Annotated in this window: 7 protein-coding genes; 6 read left to right on the forward strand and 1 reads right to left on the reverse strand. The window is 76.0% G+C overall.

Annotation, left to right across the window (positions count from 1 at the left end; all coding sequences use genetic code 11):
- Positions 1–1,634: 1,634 nt before the first annotated feature.
- The 6 genes from ACSNOG_RS14535 to ACSNOG_RS14560 all read left to right on the forward strand — a co-directional run bounded on the left by ACSNOG_RS14535 (position 1,635) and on the right by ACSNOG_RS14560 (position 14,922).
- Positions 1,635–4,811, forward strand: coding sequence for a non-ribosomal peptide synthetase (locus ACSNOG_RS14535; protein ID WP_436753079.1), 3,177 nt, complete (start codon positions 1,635–1,637; stop codon positions 4,809–4,811).
- Entirely contained in the window at positions 4,808–5,986 is a 1,179-nt protein-coding gene (locus ACSNOG_RS14540) for an acyl-CoA dehydrogenase family protein (RefSeq protein WP_436753054.1), read from the forward strand. Before ACSNOG_RS14535 ends, ACSNOG_RS14540 begins: the two co-directional genes overlap by 4 nt.
- Before the next feature lie 79 nt (positions 5,987–6,065).
- Positions 6,066–9,977, forward strand: coding sequence for an amino acid adenylation domain-containing protein (locus ACSNOG_RS14545; protein WP_436753055.1), 3,912 nt, complete (start codon positions 6,066–6,068; stop codon positions 9,975–9,977).
- A complete protein-coding gene (locus tag ACSNOG_RS14550; RefSeq protein ID WP_436753056.1) occupies positions 9,974–12,736 on the forward strand; it encodes a condensation domain-containing protein in 2,763 nt (920 codons plus the stop codon). Before ACSNOG_RS14545 ends, ACSNOG_RS14550 begins: the two co-directional genes overlap by 4 nt.
- Before the next feature lie 292 nt (positions 12,737–13,028).
- Positions 13,029–13,457 carry a hypothetical protein gene (locus tag ACSNOG_RS14555; RefSeq protein WP_436753057.1) on the forward strand — a complete coding sequence of 143 codons (429 nt, stop codon included), beginning with the start codon at positions 13,029–13,031 and terminating at the stop codon, positions 13,455–13,457.
- 127 nt (positions 13,458–13,584) lie between these two features.
- Positions 13,585–14,922 carry a PP2C family protein-serine/threonine phosphatase gene (locus ACSNOG_RS14560; RefSeq protein ID WP_436753058.1) on the forward strand — a complete coding sequence of 446 codons (1,338 nt, stop codon included), beginning with the start codon at positions 13,585–13,587 and terminating at the stop codon, positions 14,920–14,922.
- A gap of 44 nt (positions 14,923–14,966) precedes the next feature.
- On the opposite strand, the gene ACSNOG_RS14565 is transcribed toward ACSNOG_RS14560, so the two are convergent.
- Positions 14,967–18,350, reverse strand: coding sequence for an ATP-binding protein (locus tag ACSNOG_RS14565; protein ID WP_436753059.1), 3,384 nt, complete (start codon positions 18,348–18,350; stop codon positions 14,967–14,969).
- Between the last annotated feature and the right edge of the window lie 12 nt (positions 18,351–18,362).

Here is an 18,362-nt window from a genome sequence, read left to right on the forward strand (position 1 = left end):
GCCCCACACCGATCACGCACCCCGCCCCGACCCGTACGAACCGTCCGCCCGGTGGCCCGGACGGGCTCCCGCAGCCGGCCCGGGCGAACCGTCCCGGGCAGCCGGGCCACCTCGGCCGGCCGGCCGCCGGCCCGGCGGCCGGGGCGCCGCGCCGCCACCGCCCGTACACGCCACCGCCCGCAACCCGCAGCACCACCCCGTTCGACAACCTGCCCACTCCCCTCTCGTCCCACGAGCCGTCGCGCCTTTGCGCACGGGAGGTCATCGTGCAACCCGGCAACATCACCTCGTCCTACCTCGCCCGCTACCGCCGCCTCACCGAGGGCGCCGCCGGGACCGGGCCCGCGCCGTTGCCCGTCACCGGGGCTCAGCGGCGGTTCCTGCTCGCCCGGCAGCTCGATCCCGCGGGGCGGGCCGTGCTGGTCCCGTTGTTCTTCGTCTTCCCCGCGGGGGCCGTCGACACCGAGCGGCTGAGGGCGGCCGCCGGACACCTGGCCGCCCTCCACCCGGCGTTGCGCACGCGCCCGGTGGTGCGGCGCGGGGTGCCGCTGCAGGTGCCCGGCGAGCCCGCCGGGCAGGTGGAGCGCGTGCGGCCGCGGCCCGGGGAGCCCGCCCGTGACGCCCTGCGGCACGCGCTCGCCGAACGGCCCGCGGACGGAACGCCCTTGCGGTTCTTCCTCGCGGACGACGGCGGGCCCGAAGAGATCCTCGCCGTGGTCCTGGACCACACGGCCTGTGACGAGCAGTCCCTGGGCCTGATCACGGCGGGCCTCTCCGACGCCTACCGCGACGGGCTCGGCCCGCAGGACGTGCCCGCGGGCGCGGCGGCCGAGGGCATGGCCGCCTACGAGGACGCCGTGCACCGCCAACTCGCCGCCGAGGAAAGGGCCTCCCGGCCCCAGGCCCTCGCCTACTGGGCGCAGCGCCTCGCGGGCCTCCGCGGCGGCGGCGCGAGCGCGCCCGGGCACACACCGGCCCGCCCCGCCCCCGGCACGGGAACCGGCACCGGAACCGCCCTGCGCCGGATCCCCGTACCCGGCGACGCCGCGCGCTCCACGGCCTTCCCCGTCCTCCTCGACGCCTGCGCCGGCGCCGCCCGCACGCTCCACGGCCCGGACTCCGTACCGGTCCTGGGGTACCCGTGGGGCGGCAGGCCCCCCGGCGCAGCGCCGGTCCTCGGGTGCTTCCTGAACACCGTCGCGCACCCGGCGGACGACACCGGCCCGGCGGAGCGGGCCTCGGCCTGGTGGGACGACCTCGACCGCGCCGACACCCCCTTCGACGAGGTCGTCCACGCGGCCCGGCGGGCCGGGGCGCCGTGGTCCGGGCGGCTGGACGGCCTCCTCACCTTCGAGGACCTCGGCCGCCGGCCCCCGCTGCGGCTCGGCGGCACCGCGGGGCGGGAGACCCACATCGACGGCCGCCCCGTGCAGGCCCCGTTCGCCGTGTCCGTCTCCTACGGCTCCGACCTCCTGGTCCGCATGGCCTGGGACCGGTCGGCCGTTGCGGACCACCGTGCGGAGGAGGCCTTCGACCGCCTGACCGAAGCCCTGGCTTCCTCCACGCCGCGCCCTGCGCGCCCGGCGCACCCCGCCCCCCGGTCCGTACACCTCCCGCACCCGGAAAGGTTGATCATGTTCGGACTCTCCACATCCCAGGAGATCGTCTGGCTGCACGAGCAGATGCTCCCCGGCAGCCGCGCCTACAACTTCACCGCCACCGTCGATCTGCGCGGCACCCTCGACGAGGCCGCGCTGCGCGAGGGGCTGGCGGCCGCGCTGGACCGGCACCCCGGTCTGCGCCTCGAACTCGTCGACTCCCCCGGTGGCCTGCCCGGCCAGCGCGTGCGCAAGGGCTGCGCGCTGCGCCTGCGCACGGTGGACCTCAGCGGCGAGACCGACCCCGAGGCGACGTTCGCGACGCTGCTGCGCACCGAGGCCGAGACGCCCCTCGACGTGTACGAGGCACCGCTGCTGCGCTGGTGCCTGGTCCGGCTCGGTACGGACCACCACCGTCTGGTCCACGTGGAGCACCATCTGGTCCACGACGGGCACTCGTTCGCGATCCTGCTGCACGACGTGTTCACCGTCTACCGGGCGCGCGTGCTGGGCGAGCGGGTGGTCCTGCCGCCGGCCGCCTCCTACACCGACCACATCGAGGCCGCCGACGGCCCCGAGCGGGCGGCCCGGCGCGCGGCGGGCCTGGCCTACTGGCAGCGCGAGCTGGGCGACGCGTCGTTCGACCTGCCGCTGCCGGGTCTCGCCCGGCCCGGCGCCCGGCGCCGGCACGCGGGCGGCCAGCTGCGGCAAGCGGTCGACGCCGGGCTCGCCGAGCGCCTGCGCGCCCACAGCCGCGCCCAGGGCCACACCCCCTTCTCCACGCTCCTCGCGCTCTTCGCCGAACTCCTGCGCCGCCACAGCGGCCGCGCGGACCTCGTGGTCGGCACCGCGGTCGGCAACCGCCCCGAGGGCTTCGAGTCGGCCACCGGCATGTTCGTCAACACGATCCCGCTGCGGCTGCGCCTGGACCCGGCGGCCGGGGCGGACGAGGCGGTGGACGAGGTCACGGACAGCCTCATCCGGGCCCTGCCGCACCAGGACGTCCCGGTGCAGGTGCTCACGCGCGAGCTCGGCCTGCACACGTCCGGCGCGGACAACCCCCTCTTCAGCGTGATGTTCAGCGCCCACGACGCGGCGCTGCCGGAGGTCGAGGTGCCGGGCCTGGAGGTGTCGCTGTTCGAGGGCTTCAACACCGGCACGACCCGCTTCGACCTCGACCTGGTGCTGCTGCCCGACGACCGGCGCACGGTCGGGCCGCGGCAGGGTGCGGCCGGCATGACGCTGGTCTGGGACTACGACCGGGACCTGTTCGACGAGGACGCCGCCCGGCTGCTGGCGAACCGTTTCCTCGATCTCGTACGGGCCTACCTGGAGGCCCCGGAGGCACCGCTCGCCGCGCTCGGCGCGCAACCGTCCCCCGTACCGGACCACGCCCGGGAGTCCGCGTCCGCGGACAACGCCGACGCCGATGCCGACGCCGATGCCGTCCTCGACCCGGTCACCCGGCACGACCCCGGCCTCCCCGCCGTCGTGAGCGGCGCCCGGAAGATCACCTACGGTGAACTCGACCGGCTCGTCGACGAGCTGGTGGCGCGGCTGCGCGCGGCGGGCGTCACCGCCGGTCAGCCGGTCGCGGCCGTCCTGCCGCGCGGCGTGGACACCGTCGTGACGCTGCTGGCGTGCCTGCGCCTGCGCGCGGTCTACTGCCCGCTGTCCCCCAACGACCCGGCGAGCCGCCTGGAGACGCTGCTGCGGCGCCTGTCGCCGGCCCTGGTCCTGGCCGACCGCGAGAGCGCCCTCGCGCTGCCCGCGGAGGGCCTGCCGGTCCCGGTCGCACTGCTCGACGCCGACGGGGCCTTCCCCGCCGCCGCGCCGGCCGCGCCCGTCGACGGCGCCGCGTACGTCATCCACACGTCCGGGTCCACGGGCCTGCCCAAGGCCGTCGCCGTCGGCAGGGCCGCGCTCGCCCACCACGCGGCCACCGTGGCCGGGCGCTACGGACTGCACTCCGCCGACAAAGTGCTGCTCTTCGCCCAGCCCTCCTTCGACGTGGCGCTGGAGGAGGTGCTGCCGTCGCTGCTGGCCGGGGCGTCGCTCGTCGTGCCGCAGCGGGAGGTCCCGACGGCGGCCGAGCTGATCGCCGTCCTGGCGGCCCGCCGGGTCAGCGTCGCGAACCTGCCGACGAGTTACCTCCTGGCCGTACGGGAGGAGCTGTGCGAGGCGCTCCGCGACGGGATGTGGGAGCCGCGGCTGCTGGTCGTCGGCGGCGAGCGGCTGCCGGCCGCCGCGCTGCGGGACCTCCTCGCCGCGACGGACGCGACGGTCCTCAACGCCTACGGGGTGACCGAGGCGACCATCACCTCCACGGTCCACGAGGTGACCCGCGAGAACACCGAAGGCGGCGGCGGGGGCGGCGAAGTGCCGCTGGGGACCGCGCTGCCGGGCGTCGGGGTGCACGTCCTGGACGCGGGTCTGCAACCGCTGCCCGTGGGCGCGGTCGGCGAACTCGCCGTCTCCGGCGCGGGGCTGGCCGAGGGCTACCTCGGCGACGGCGAGGCCGGGGCGGCGACCGCGGCCCGGTTCGTCACCGTGCCCGCGCTCGGCGGGGCGCGCGCCTACCTGACCGGTGACCTCGGCTACCGGGACCGCGAGGGCCTGCTGTGGTTCCTCGGCCGCCGTGACAACCAGGTCAAGCTGCGCGGCTACCGCATCGAGCTGGAGGAGATCGAGGCGGTGGCCTCCGAGGTGCTCGGCGGGCGCTCGTGCGCGGTCGTCCTCGGCCGGGACGCCGCCGGAGGCCCCTGCCTGACCGGCTTCGTCGACGGCGGCGAGGAGCCGGACCAGGCCCTGCTGCACCGGGCGCTGTCCGAGCGGCTGCCCGCCGCGCTCGTCCCCGCGCGCTGGATCCGGCCGGAAGCTGTGCCGACGCTGCCCGGCGGCAAGCCGGACCGCGCCGCGCTCGCCCGGCTCGCCGCCGAGGAGGCGACGCCCGCCGGCCCGGCGGCCCCGGAGCGGCAGGACGCCGGCGACCCGGCCGTCGCCCTGGTGGCCGAAGGCTGGCGGGAGGTCCTGGGACACGACCGGTTCTCGCCGTCGTCCCACTTCTTCCAGGTCGGCGGGCACTCCCTGCTGGCCGCCCACCTCGCCGCCTGGCTGGAGACCCGGCTCGGCACCCGCCCGCCGCTGCGCGTCCTCTTCCAGCACCCCGTCCTCGCCGACCAGGCCCGAGCCCTGACGGAGACCGCCCGATGAGCGCCACCACCCCCTCCTCCGTCCTGGAGACGGAACACCGCGAGATCGCCGGCGCCTTCACGGCGTTCGTCCGCCGCGAGCTGGTGCCGCTGGCGGCCGAGCTGCCGGAGACCGGGGACATGCCGCCGGCCGACCTGCGCGCGTACGTCCGCCGCCGCTCCGCCAAGCTGGGCTTCTACGCCGGCGACCACCCCGAGGAACTGGGCGGCTCCGGCATGCCGTTCAGCGCCGTCGTCCAGCTGCACCACGCCGCCGGCCGCAGCGGCTGCCCGCTCGCCCCGTACGCGCTCGCCGGCTCGGACGGGCCGAGCCCACTGCTGCGCCAGGGCACCGACAAGCAGATCGAGCAGTACCTGAAGCCGCTGGTGCGCGGCGAGGCGACGCGCTGCCTCGCGCTCACCGAGCCCAACGCCGGATCCGACGCCTTCCACCTCACCACCACCGCCGAGCGGGACGCGGACGGCGGCTGGGTGCTCTCGGGGCGCAAGACCTTCGTCAGCAACGCGGGCCACGCGGACTTCGTCATCGTCGTGGCCCGGGCCGTGGACCGCGACGGGGGCGAGGGCGGCCCGACGGCGTTCGTCATGGACATGGACCAGCCCCGGCTGCGCATCGGCCAGCGCTACCTGGGCATGTCCGGCGAGGAGCTGTACGAACTGGTGCTGGACGACGTGCGCCTGCCCGCGGACGCCGTCATCGGCGGCGAGGCGGGCGTGGGCGCGGCGCTCGGCAACGGCATCGACAGCCTCTCCCGGGGCCGGCTCGTGGTGGCGGCCATGTGCAACGGCATCGCGGAGCATGCCCTGGAGCTCGGGGTCGCATACGCCCGGGAGCGACGGGCGTTCGGCGAGCGCATCGGCGCGTACCAGCACGTCCAGGAGCACCTCGTGAGCAGCCGGGCGGAGGTGGAGGCGGCCAAGCTGCTGACGCTGGCGTGCGCGCGGCTGGTGGACGAGGGCGTGGAGGCCCCGGAGAACGCGGCGCTCGCCAAGCTGACGTCCTCCGAGACCGCCGTGCGGGTCGTGGACCGGTCGCTGCAGGTGCACGGGGCGACGGGCTGGGTGCGGGGGCACCCGCTGGAATTCCTGTACCGGTACGTCCGGATGATGACGATCATCGAGGGGACCTCCGAGATCCAGAAGGTGATCGTCGCCCGGGCCATGGGGCTGGGCTGACCGCTTGCGCGCCTCCCCCTTCCCCTTTTGCTCCCTTCCGATCCCTTCCGATCCCTTCCGACGTCATCACGGAGGAATCATGACTTCATCACCTGTCACCACCCCCGCCGTCACCCTGTCCGTCGCCCACGGAGGCACCGCCACCGCGCACGGCTGGGACGACGTCCTGGCCCGGTACGCCGAGCAGGTCTCCCGGGACCCGGACGCGCCCGCCGTCGAGGACGGCGAGCTGTCCTGGACCTACGCCGAACTCGACGCCCTCGCCGACCGGACGGCCGACGTGCTGCGCGAGCGCGTGCGCCCCGGCGACCTCGTCGGCGTCTGCCTCGACCGCTCCGCCGCCCTCGTCGCCACCGCCGTCGCCGTCGCCCGGCTCGGGGCCGTCTACCTCCCGCTCGGGCCGCGCCCCGGCGAACGGCGGCTGGCCGCCGTCGCGGACGGCCTCCGCGTCACCTGCCTGATCGGCGCGCCCGGTGCGCTGCCCGCGGCGTACGACGACGCCGAGCGGCTGGCTCTCCCGCTGCCCTCGGCCGGCGCCAACGCGCACGGGGAGCCCCTCGCGGCGTTCCCCGCCGCCGTTCCCGACCCCACGGGCCGCCCCGCCGTTCCCGGCGGCACCTTCTACGCGGTGCTCACCTCCGGGTCGACCGGAACGCCCAAGGCCGTCGCGGTGTCCTCCACCGCGCTCGCCGCCCGCCTGCGCTGGTACGCCGAGCGGAGCGGCGCCCGCGCGGGCGACCGGCACAGCCTGATGATCGGCGTCTCCTTCGACCCCCACGTGCTGGAGCTGTGGGCCGCCCTGACCTCCGGCGCGGCGCTCACCGTGCCCCCCGACGACGTCCGCTGGGACCCCGAGCTCCTCACCACCTGGTGGCGGCGGGCGGGCGTGAGCGTGGCCATCCTGCCCACCCCCCTGGCGGAGATCGTCCTCGAACGCCCCTGGCCGGACCTTCCCGCGCTGCGCCACCTCAGCATCGGCGGCGACCGGCTGCGCCGCCGGCCCGGCCCGGACGTCACCGCGCGCGTGGACAACGCCTACGGGCCCGCCGAGGCCACGGTCGTGGCGACCGCGCACGCCCTGGAGGCGGACGGGGACTCCGGCTCCCCCGGCGCCCCGCCGCCCATCGGCACGCCCATCGACGGCACCGTCGTGTGCGTCACGGACCCCGAGGGGCACGTCGTGCCGCGCGGCGAGGCGGGCGAGCTGCGGATCGGCGGCGCGGGCCTCGCGACCGGATACCTCGACGAGGCCCTGACCGCGCGCCGCTTCGTCGCCCCGCCGCCGGAGGTGACCGGGACCGACCGCGTCTACCGCACCGGGGACCGGGTGCTGATGCGGCCCGACGGCGTGCTGGAGTTCCTCGGCCGCCTGGACGACCAGGTCAAGGTGCGCGGCGCGCGGATCGAACCCGCCGAGACCGAGGCCGCGTTCGAGGACGACCCACGCGTCCTGCGCGCCGTCGTCGCGGCCGAGACCTCCACCGGGGGCGACGCCCGGCTGATCGCGTTCGTCCGGCTCGCACCCGGTGCCGGGGCCCTGCCGGCGGCGGAACTGCTGGAAGCGGTCCGCGGCCGGCTGCCCGAGCAGGCGGTGCCGTCGGCGCTGCGCTACGTGGAGACGTTCCCGCTCGACGCCAACGGCAAGGTGGACCGCGCGGCGCTGCTGGCCGGCGGGGCTCCGGCGGCAGCATCGCCGGACGGGACGGCCGCCGGTACGGACACGGAGCGGATCGTCGTCGAGCTGGTCCGCGGCATCCTCGGCCGCCCGGAAATAGGCCCGGGCGACAACTTCCTCGCCTCCGGCGGCGATTCGCTGACGGCGGCCCGGCTCCTGACCGGCCTGGAGGAACGCTTCGCGGTCCGTCTCCGGGCCCCGCAACTCCTGCGCCGGCCCGACCTGCGCGCCCTGGCGGCACTGGTGGACTCCCGCCGGGAGAAGACCACGGGGACGGCCCCGGCCGTAGCGCCGGCCGGCACTACGGCAGCCCTGACCGAGCTCACCCGGCAGAACACACCCACAACGGCAAGCCCGGCCCCGGACACGGGGGTCCCCACAGCCCCGGGCGCCACGCCGGACCACGCCGCCGGCGTTCCGGCCGCGCTCGCGAGCCCCCGTCCGCCGGGCTCGCCCTCAGCGGCGGCCCCCGGCGCCGCCGGCGGCGTCCTCGGGCGCGTTCTCGCGTACGCCGCCGCGGATCCCTCCGCCCTCGCCGTGACCGACGGTGAACTCACCCTCACCTACGGGGAGCTGACCGCGGCCGCCCGGCGGCTGGCCGGTGCGCTGCGGCTGCGCGGCGTCGGAGCGGGAACGGCGGTGGGGCTGCTGCTGCCGCACTCGGTGGGCGTCGTCGTGGCGCAGCTCGCGGTCTGGTGGGCGGGCGGCCACTACGTGCCGCTGGACGCGGCGTACCCGCGCCCCCGTACCGAGGCGATGATCGCCGACGCCGGCGTCGGCCTGGTCGTCGGCGAGAAGGATCTGCTGGAGGCGGCGGGCGTGCCGCCCGTGCGGGCACTGGTCCTGACCGCGGGCGGGCTCGCCGGGAGCTGCGCCACGGAGCACGCCGAGGACGACCTGCCGGAGCCGGCCGCGTACGACCCCGGCGCGACCGCGTACGTGATGTACACCTCGGGCTCGACGGGCCGCCCGAAGGGCGTCGCCGTCACGCACCGGGGCGTGGCGGAGCTGACGGCCGACCCGGACTACCTGACGGTGGGCCGGCGGGACCGGGTCCTGCTCCACTCGGCGCTGACCTTCGACGGTTCGCCGTTCGAGACGTGGGTGGCCCTGGCCAACGGCGCCGCCGTGGCCGTCTCCACGGCGGGCCGGCAGTCGCTGGAGAGCCTGACGCGGGACGTGGAACGGCTGGGCGCCACCGTGGCGTTCCTGACCACCGCGCTCTTCCACCACCTGGCCGCGCGCCGCTCGCCGGTCTTCGCCGTGCTGCGCTCGGTGATCGTGGGCGGCGAGGCGCTGTCGGCGCAGCACGCGCGGGCCGTCCTGCGGGCGCACCCCTGGCTGGAGCTGGTCAACGGCTACGGGCCGACCGAGACGACGAGCTTCGCCACCGGCCACCGCGTGCGGGACGCCGACTGCGACGCCCCGCCGCCGATCGGGCGCCCGCTGGCGGGGGCGACGGCGCACGTCCTGGACGAGCGCGGCGACGCCGTGCCCGCGGGCACCCGCGGCGAGCTGTGGATCGGCGGGCCGCGCCTGGCCGCGGGCTATGTCGGGCAGCCCGCGCTGACCGCGGAGCGCTTCGTGGACCATCCCGCGGCGGGGCGGATCTACCGCACGGGCGACGTCGTGTCGGCCCGGCCCGACGGGACGCTGGACTTCCACGGCCGCACCGACGACCAGGTCAAGGTCCGGGGTTTCCGGATCGAGCCCGGTGAGATCGAGCACGCCCTGCGTGACCACCCGCGCGTGGCGGACGCCGCCGTCGCCGTCGTGCGCCCCGGCTCCGACGACGCCCGGCTCGTGGCGTTCGTCGTGCCCGGCGGCGACGGGCAGCCCGCCGTCGCGGCCCTGCGGGCGCACCTGGCCGGGCGGCTGCCCGCGCACCTGCTGCCCAACGCGTGGTCCGTGGTGGACGCGCTGCCGCTGACGGCCAACGGCAAGGTGGACCGCCGGGCCCTCGCCGGGCGGCCGCTGCCCGGCCTCGCGCAGGGCGCCGCGGAGCACGGCGCTCCGGTACGGCAGGAGCTGACGCCCGTCCAGCGGGCGGTGGCCGACGCGTGGGGCCGCGCGCTGGAGTGCGCAATCGACGCGCCGGACGCCGACTTCCTCGACCTGGGCGGGCATTCGCTGCTCGCGCTGGGCGTCGTCGACGACCTGCGCGAGGACCTGGGCGTGGAGCTGACGCTGGCCGCGTTCTTCTCAGCGCCCACCGTGGCCGGTCAGGCCGCACTCATCGAGGAGGCACTGGTGGAGATGTACGGCACGGAGCCGGAGGCCGCGGCGAACGCCGGGGAGAACGGGGCGTCCCGGTGAGCGGTACGGCTTCGGAGTCCCCGGTTTCTTCGCAGGCCTCCCGGCAGGAGGCGCTGCTGCGGCTGGCCCGGCGCCGCAGCGCGGACGCCCGTGCACGGCAGGGGCGCCCGGCGCCCGCTGCCGCGGACGCCGGGGAGGGTCGCGCGCCACTGTCCCACGCACAGCACCGGATGTGGCTCATGGAGCGCCTCGGCCGGGGCGGCGCCGTCTACAACGTGCCGTTCGCGACCCGGGTGCACGGCCCGTTCGACGCGGACGCCTTCGGCCGGGCGCTGACGGGGCTGGTGCGCCGCCACGAGGTGCTGCGCACCCGCTACGGGCAGACCGCCGGCGGCGAGCCGTACCAGGAGGTGACGGCGGTGCGGCAGGTGCCGGTGCGGACCGTGGACGCGGACGCGGACGCCGCGCGGAGGCTCCTCGACGTAGAGGCGGCCCGCCGGTTCGACCTGACGGCCGGCCCCGTCCTGCGGGCCCTGCACGTCCGGCACGCCCCGGACGACCACACGCTACTGCTGACGTTCCATCACATAGCCGTCGACGGCGGCTCCCTGGACGTGATCGCCCGCGAGCTCGGCGACCGCTACCGCGCGGAGCTGGAGGGGCGCGACGGGGAGCCGGAGCACCCCGCGCCGCGGTACGCGGACTTCGCCCGGCGGGAACGGGCCGGGTCGGACGCGCTCGACGCGGGCCTGGCGTACTGGACGGAACGGCTCGCCGGCGCCCGCCCGGTGCCGCTTCCCCCGGCCGCGGCGGAGACCGGCGGCCGGGGCGAGGCACGCACCCTGTCGGTGGCGCTGCCGCCCGGGACCGCCGACGGCCTGCGGGCGGCGGGCCGCGCGCAGCGCGCGACGCTGTTCACCGTCGTGCTCTCGGCCGCGTTCGCGGCGCTGCGGGAGGCGACCGGCGAGGAGGACCTCGTCCTCGGGTGCGCCAGCAGCCACCGGGACACGGCCGGGGCACGCGATCTGGTGGGCCTGTGCGTCAACACGCTCCCGATCCGGCCCCGCCTGTCCGGGGCCGGGGACGCCGCGGCGCTGCTGCCCCGGGTGAGGGACGCGCTGCTGGAGGCCCAGCACCACCGCCACGTCCCGTTCGACCTGATGGTCGAGCGCTTGGGCGCCGCGGCCCGCGACGGCGGAGGCAACCCCCTGGTGGGCGTCACCGCGGACGTCCTGAGCCGGCCCCCGCAGCTGCGGCTGGCCGGAGCGCGGTGCGAGCCGGTCGACGTCGAGCTGGACGGGGTCAAGTTCGGCCTCGGCCTCTACCTGGAGGGCGTGGAGGAGGGCGCGGACGCCGCCGGGCCGCGCTGCCTGGTGCGCTTCGACCGCGGCCGCATCGACGAGGGCGCCGCCCGCGGGCTCGTGGAGGGCTTCGCGGACGTGCTGGAAGCGCTGGCGACGGGCCGCAGGCGCCCGCTGCGGGAGACTTCCCAGGGGCCGCGGATCCCGGCCTCGCAGGAGCCGGAGAGCCCGCAGGAAGCGCAGAAGCCGCAGGACCCGTCGGAGCCGGAGAACCCGCAGGGGCCGCAGGACCGGCAAAAGCCGCAGGACCGCCAGAAGCCGCAGCCCTCGCGCGAGCAGGAACCCGGCGGCTCCGCCGAGGCCGTTGCGGCGGTCTTCGGCGAGCTGCTCGGCGAACGGCCCGCCCCCGACGGCGACTTCTTCCTCCTCGGCGGTCACTCCCTCCTCGCGGTACGGGTCGCCGAGCGCCTGCGCGAGCGGCTGCGGGTGCCGCTGACGGGGCTCGACGTCCTGGAGCAGCGCACGCCGCAAGCGCTGGGGGCGCTGCTGGACGAGCGGGCCCGCGCGCGCCGCAGCCCGGCGGCCCGTACCGCCGGAGCCCGCACGCCGTCCGCGCGGGCGGGCACGGTGCTGGTCACGGGCGGCACCGGCGGGGTCGGGGCGTTCGTCCTGCGGGAGCTGGCCGCCCGGGGGCGCCCGGTGCGGGCGCTGGTGCGGCCCGAGTCGGCCCACTTGGTGGCGGCCGACGGGGTCGAGGTGGCCGAAGGCGATCTGGCCGACGCGGACAGCCTGCGTGCGGCGCTCGCCGGCGGAGTGGACTCGGTCATCCACGCGGCCTGCACCTTCACCTCTCCTGAGGTGGACGTGGCGGCGATGCGCGTGCTGCTGGAGGGCTGGCGGCGCGGTGCGTTCGTCTTCGTCAGCAGCGTGGACGCGTACGGGCGGCCGTCGGTGACGGACGTCGCCGAGGACACCCCGCCGGAGGAGCCGCTCACGGCGTACGGGCGGGCCAAGCTCGACTGCGAGCGGATGCTGTGGGAGGCCGCGGGCACGGCCGGGCGGGGCGGGGCGGCCGTGGTCCGCGCCCCGATCGTCTGGGGTCCGCACCCGAGGCTGCGCGACCAGCTGCGCTGGGGGGCGCCCGGCGCCCTCTTCCAGGCCGCCCGCGCCGGCCGGCCGGTGGTCCTGCCCGCGGCGGGCGCCGTTCCGGCCTCCGGCGATCCGTGGTCGGGCGTCCCGTGGATCCACGCCGCGGCTCTGGCCCGGGTCCTGGTCACGTGTGCGGAGCGGCCTGCTCAGGGCACGGTGAACGCGATCGGCGGGCACGTGGGCTGGGAGGAGTTCGCCACCGAGCTCGTCCGCCTGCTGGGAAGCCCCGGTGGGGTCGTGGCCTCCCCCGAGCGGGCCCCCGGCCTCCTGCACCGCCACCGCTACCGCGCGGAGGCCCTGGCCGAGGAGCTGGTGGAGCGCCCGGGCGAGGACTGGCGTTCGGCGGTCGCGGCGATGCTGGCTCTGTGACGGCCGGGCCGCACGGCCCGACGGTATTACGTGCACCCGCCGTGAAGAACGACACGGCCCGGCGTACGTCACGGCCCGTCCGGAAGATGATGCGGAATCTCCTCGTCCGGCAGCGGAAGGCGCAGCGGACCGACGGCTCACCGGCGATCAGCCGTTCCCCGTGCCGACATGGCCTGAATTCCACCCCTGCGGGTGGAGATGATCACGTAGGATCCGTGACCTCGTACGAACAACTGTCCCGACGGGCGGCCCGGTCGGGGCCCGGGGACGTTCCGGGGGAAGGAATCTTTCGATGAAGTCGTCCCGTTCCGCGCGCCGCCTCGGCGGCGCCGCGGCCGTCGCGCTCCTGGTCGGCGCGGGCGCCCTCGCCACCGCTCCGTCCGCGGCCGCCAAGGCCAACGTCCTGGCGATCGGCAAGGTCGCGCTGCAGGAGCCCGGGCTGCAGGTGAACGTCACCTACTCCTGCGACACCGGCATGAAGCACCAGCTCGTGGCCAACGCGGCGAAGACCGGCGGGACGGGGCACGACCAGTCGATCGCCGCCGGCACGATCAAGGCGGACAAGCTCGTCTGCGACTACGCCGACCACGCCGCCCGCGTCACGCTGCGCCCCGCCACCGGCTCGCACTTCGCCAAGGGCGACCGGGTGAAGGTCACGGTCTTCTACTTCGACGAGGACGGTTTCAGCTACGCCCACCAGGAGACCGTCGCGGCCCTGTGAAGGTCGGCCGGGCCCGCTGACCTCCGCCGACGCCCGTCGCGGGCCCGCCGGGAACGCCCTGCCGGGCCCGGTGCTGACATGCGGGTATTCGCCCCGCAGGGGACGCCGAGTCACTAGCCTGTGGCCGGTGGCAGCCAGTGAGACAGATCATGACGACCGTCCCCCGCACGGCCTCCCGCGCCGGAGGCCGGGCCTCGACGCGGACCTCGACCGGCTCGGCGGGCAACTGGCCGAGTTCGCCCGGGCCCAGGAGCGGATGCGGGGCTTACTGGAGGCGATACTGACGATCAGCGGGGAGCTGGAGCTCCCCGTGGTGCTCCGCCGCATCGTCGCGACCGCGATGGAACTGGTCGGGGCGCGCTACGGGGCCCTCGGCGTGCTCGACGAGGAGGGCACCGGACTCGCCGAGTTCATCCCCGTCGGCCTGCACGGCGAGGAGGAGGACCGCTTGACGGGCGTGGCCCTCCCCCACGGCGAGGGACTGCTCGGGCTGCTCATCACCGACCCCCGCCCCCTGCGCGTGGACGCCATCGCCGACCACCCCCAGGCCGCCCAGTTCCCGCCGGGGCACCCCCCGATGCGCTCGCTGCTCGGCGTCGCCATCACCGTGCGCGGCAAGGTCTACGGCAACCTCTACCTCGCCGACCGGCAGGGCGGCTCCTTCGACGCCGACGACGAGTCCGTGGTGGTCGCGCTGGCGGGCGCCGCCGGCGTCGCCATCGAGAACGCCCGGCTCTACGGGCGCGTGCGCGCCGGCGCGGAGCAGTTCCAGCGGCTGCTCCTGCCGAGCCTGCCGGACCTCTCCCCCTTCGACGCCTGGGCGACGTACCAGCCGGCCGCGGACCCCGCCCTCCTCGGCGGCGACTGGTACGACGCCCTGGTGCTGCCCGACGACACCCGCGTGGTGATCGTCGGGGACGTGCTCGGCCACGACGTGCGCGCCGCCGCCGCCATGGCCCAGATCCGCAACATGCTGCGCGCCCTGGCCTTCGACTCGGACGCGCTCCCGAGCGAACTGCTCAGCCGACTGGACCGTACGCTCGAGGCGGTCGCCGAGCCCACGATGGCGACGGCGTGCCTGGTGCGCCTGGCACCCTGCGCGGACGGCTGGTCCCTGGTCTGGAGCAGCGCGGGTCACCCCCCGCCGCTGGTGGTGACCGCGGACGGCGGCACGCGCTTCCTCGACGCCGAGCCGGACGTGCCGATCGGGGTGGACGCCCGCTTCGCCCGCCACGACCACCGGTACGTGCTGCCCGCGGGGGCCACCGTGCTGATGTTCACCGACGGCCTGGTGGAGCACCCCGGCCACGGGCTGGACCAGGGGCTGTGCGCGATCGCCGCCGTCGCGTCGGCCCACGCGGGATCCCCGCTCGACGTCCTCGGCCGGGCCGTGGCCGAGGCCCGCCCCAGCGACGGCCACGACGACCTGGCCCTGCTCGTGCTGCGCGCGCCGGAGCGGGACTGAGGCGCGGCCCGCGGGGCGGGGGCCGCCGAGGGCACGGGCCGGGGTCAGCAGGACGGCGTCCGTGACCGGTCCGCCATGTCCTCCCAGAACGTGCGCAGTTCGCGTGCCGTCATGCCCTGCCACGGCGCCCTCTTGCGCCGCACCCAGGCCCACGGATTGATCCAGCTCCACCAGCGGTAGCGACGCAGGAGCGCCTGCTGCTGCCGGCAGAAGATCTCCCGCACCTCGGCCCGCGGCTGCGCGCCCATGGCGGGGTAGGGGCACAGTTCGAAGGGGCAGTCGCGCAGGCAGGTGCTGCCGGGCGGCGCTTCCCCGGCCGTGCCCACGGTCCGCCGGGGGCACAGCGGGTGGCGGTCCTTGACGAAGCACGGGGGCAGGACGGTGCGGTCCGCACGCTCCAGGCGCTCCTCCAGCTCGGCCGGCTGCTGGCCGTCCCGTTCGGTGAGGTTGCGCAGCAGGAAGACGTCGGCCAGGAGCTGCTGGGCGCGCGGATGGAGGGTGCTCCAGCCCGCCGACGGCGGAATCCAGAGGCTGTGCTTGCGGTAGGCCCCGGGATCGGCGGCGGAGGAACCGACCTTGCTCGCGGCCCCGATCTCGTCGATCCACACGAACCGCTCCGGGTGTCCGCTCTCCAGGGCGAGCACCGCGAGGCCGGCGGCTTCGGCGACGAAGGGGTGCAGCCGGTCGCCCTTGCGGGTCCGGTCACCGGGGTGCAGGGCGCGCGGGTCCTGGTTGCTGCCGGCCAGGGCCAGCCAGCGCCGCACCACTTGGGTGGGGTCCTCCCTCCTCGCCGGGCGGGACCCGCCGGAGCCGTCCTGCGGGGAGAGTCCCATGCGGTCCGGCAGCTCCCACAGGCACAGGGCGTGGATGAGGGTCATCTGCGCGTACCAGTAGCGGGCGTGGGCCAGCATGTTCTCCGCCTGGGTGACGAGGAACCTGCGGGCCTCCTCGTTGGTCTGCGGGTGCCGTTCCCTGCGGTTGGCCGCGCTCTTGAACCCCTGGGCGAGGGCGATCTCCAGCGAGAGCGGCAGGTCCGCGCCGTGCGGACGGGTGTGCCGGGGCTCCAGGTGCGCGAGCCAGAGGCCGAGCCGCTCCTTCGCCTGCTCCCTGTGCTTCTCGCTCACCGAGCCGACCACCATCGGGACGAGCCAGGCCCTCATGACGAACCGCCGCCAGATCCGCAGCCGCTGTTCGCCCGCCCCCTTGACCCTCTTCTCGTACTCCGCGTACTGCTCGTCACCGGGCCGCAGCCCGAGGAAGATCTCCCGGGTCCGGTGCTCGGTCTGCAGTTGCTCGCGGAACGCCGTCTCGTATTGCACCCAGGGGTCGTCCCGCGCCGGCGCGCCCGGCTTGGGCAGGGGGAACATGGTGCGCAGGGTCTCGAAGGCCCGGTCGCCGCCGGCGCCCATCTCCTGCGCGACGGCCAGCTGGAGCGGGTAGGAGGGCTCGGCGGTGGCGATCTCGAAGAACGAGGCGTAGGCCGGGGACGCGCCGTGGGCGGGATCGTGCTCGTCGGCCTCCGCCGCGCCGATCGCCCGCAGGACCTCGCCGAAGCGGTGCACGAGCCGTCCCTTCGCCTCCTCGATCGTCCTGCGGTCGGCCGCGGTGAAGGCGGTCCAGCGGCGGGCGAGCGTCTCGGCGATGCGCGCGTGGTCGCCGGCTCCTGCGATCCGGTCGATTTCCAGGGCGGTGGCGTACATGTCGAGGGCCTTGGCGTCCTTGCGGTCCTTCGCCGCTTCGAGGAGATGGCGGACCACGGTGCTCTGTCCGGCCGCGCCGGGGCAGCGGGAGTTCAGGGTCAGCCCGATGAGGAGCTCCCGGCCCGGGCCGGGCTCCTTGAGGGCCGCGGGCAGCAGGCCGTAATTCCTGGCCCCGAGGTAGCGGGAGCCGAGGTACGCCTGGAGGATGCTGTGCTGGAAGCGGATCCTCTCCCCTCGCGTCTCGACCAGGCCCAGCTGCTCCCCCTGCGTGGCGCACAGCGCCAGGAGCGCGCGTTGCCGGGTCGCGCCGGTCTCTTCGCAGCACTCCTCGCCGAGCCGCTGCAGGAGCCTTTCCCGGACGTCCCGGTGGGGCTCCTTCCGCAGATCGCTGATCCGGACCTCCAGCTGGTCGTGCAGCAGCCCGATCGCGGCGAGCGCGGAGATGACCTCGATGATCATCCGGCGCTGTCCGGGGTCCAGCGCGATTTCGCCGTGGATCCGCCCGGCGGTCAGCGCGCTGCGCCACGCGTCGAGCAGGCGCTTCTGCAGGGCCGTCCGGTCGCTCTTGCGGGTGTCCAGCTCCGCCCAGCGCTTGGCACCGGTCAGATGTTCCAGGAGGTGGTGTTCGCGCAGCTCGCGCGCGATCTGCAGGTACAGCGGGGAGTCGGCCACGGCCGCCGTCTCGACGATCCAGTCCATGCGGTGCGCGTCCAGATCCGGGTGGCCCTCTTGCAGGTATTCGAGCGCCGCCTCCTCGCTCAGCGGCTCCAGGTCGACGGTCGCGGCCCGGGTGTGCTCCAGCGGCGCGTGGGGCCGGGAGGCGATCACCAGCGGGAGCTTCTGCTCGGCCGCCCGCTCGATCGCCCGGCGGATGACCACGTCCCGCTCCTTCTGGTCGTCACCGGCGGAGAACGTCTCCTCCAGGCCGTCGGCGAGGACGACGGCCTTGTCGTCCATGCACAGCTGGCGCCAGACCCGTTCGCTGTGCCGCGCGGAGAGCACGTCGCGGTCGACCACCTCGCTGAAGCGCTTCATCGCCACGTCGCGGAAGTCGAGCCGGCCGCCGTTCATGTCGGCGTCACGCAGCCTGACCGGGACGGGCACGGCGCCCTTCTCGGCGAGGATCCGCGTGAGCTGGACGAGGACCGACGTCTTCCCCGCCCCCACACCGCCGACCAGCAGGTACGGCCGCCGGGTGCGCCGGTCGCGCAGCCCCCGGGCGATGATCAGGCACATCTCCCTCCGCCCGACCACGTCGCCGACGACCGGCCCGGCCGTCGGCACGATGCTGCGCGGGTCCTTCCCGGCCGCCCGGGTCAGGGGTCTGCGCACCGAGGTGTACGTCAGAACCAGGAAGCAGAAGGTGGCCAGACCGAGGCTCAGGAACGGGGCCAGGAACCCGTAGACCACCGCACAGCCGTCGCCCCTGGCCCGGCACCACCGCTCCACCGGGGAGGAGGCGCCGGCCACGAGGGCGTAGATGCCGAAGCCGACCCAGGCGAGGAGGAGCGGAACGGCCGCGTAGGAGAGCCGCTGCAGGAGTGAGCGCCGCATCCGCCACCGCTGGGGCGGTGCGACCTTGCCGCGGGCGGCCAGCCGGACCCGCAGGGTGCGTTCGCAGCGGCCGACGACGTCGGCCGCGTGCCGCACGGAGCGCCGCGGCCGGACCAGGAACGGAGCCTTCCGGGGTACGACCTTGTCCTTGGGGTGCTTGATGACGTAGCCCATGGGGTGAGCGCA

Origin of the sequence: Streptomyces sp. URMC 124 (assembly GCF_051386455.1) — a bacterium.
Lineage (GTDB): Bacteria > Actinomycetota > Actinomycetes > Streptomycetales > Streptomycetaceae > Streptomyces.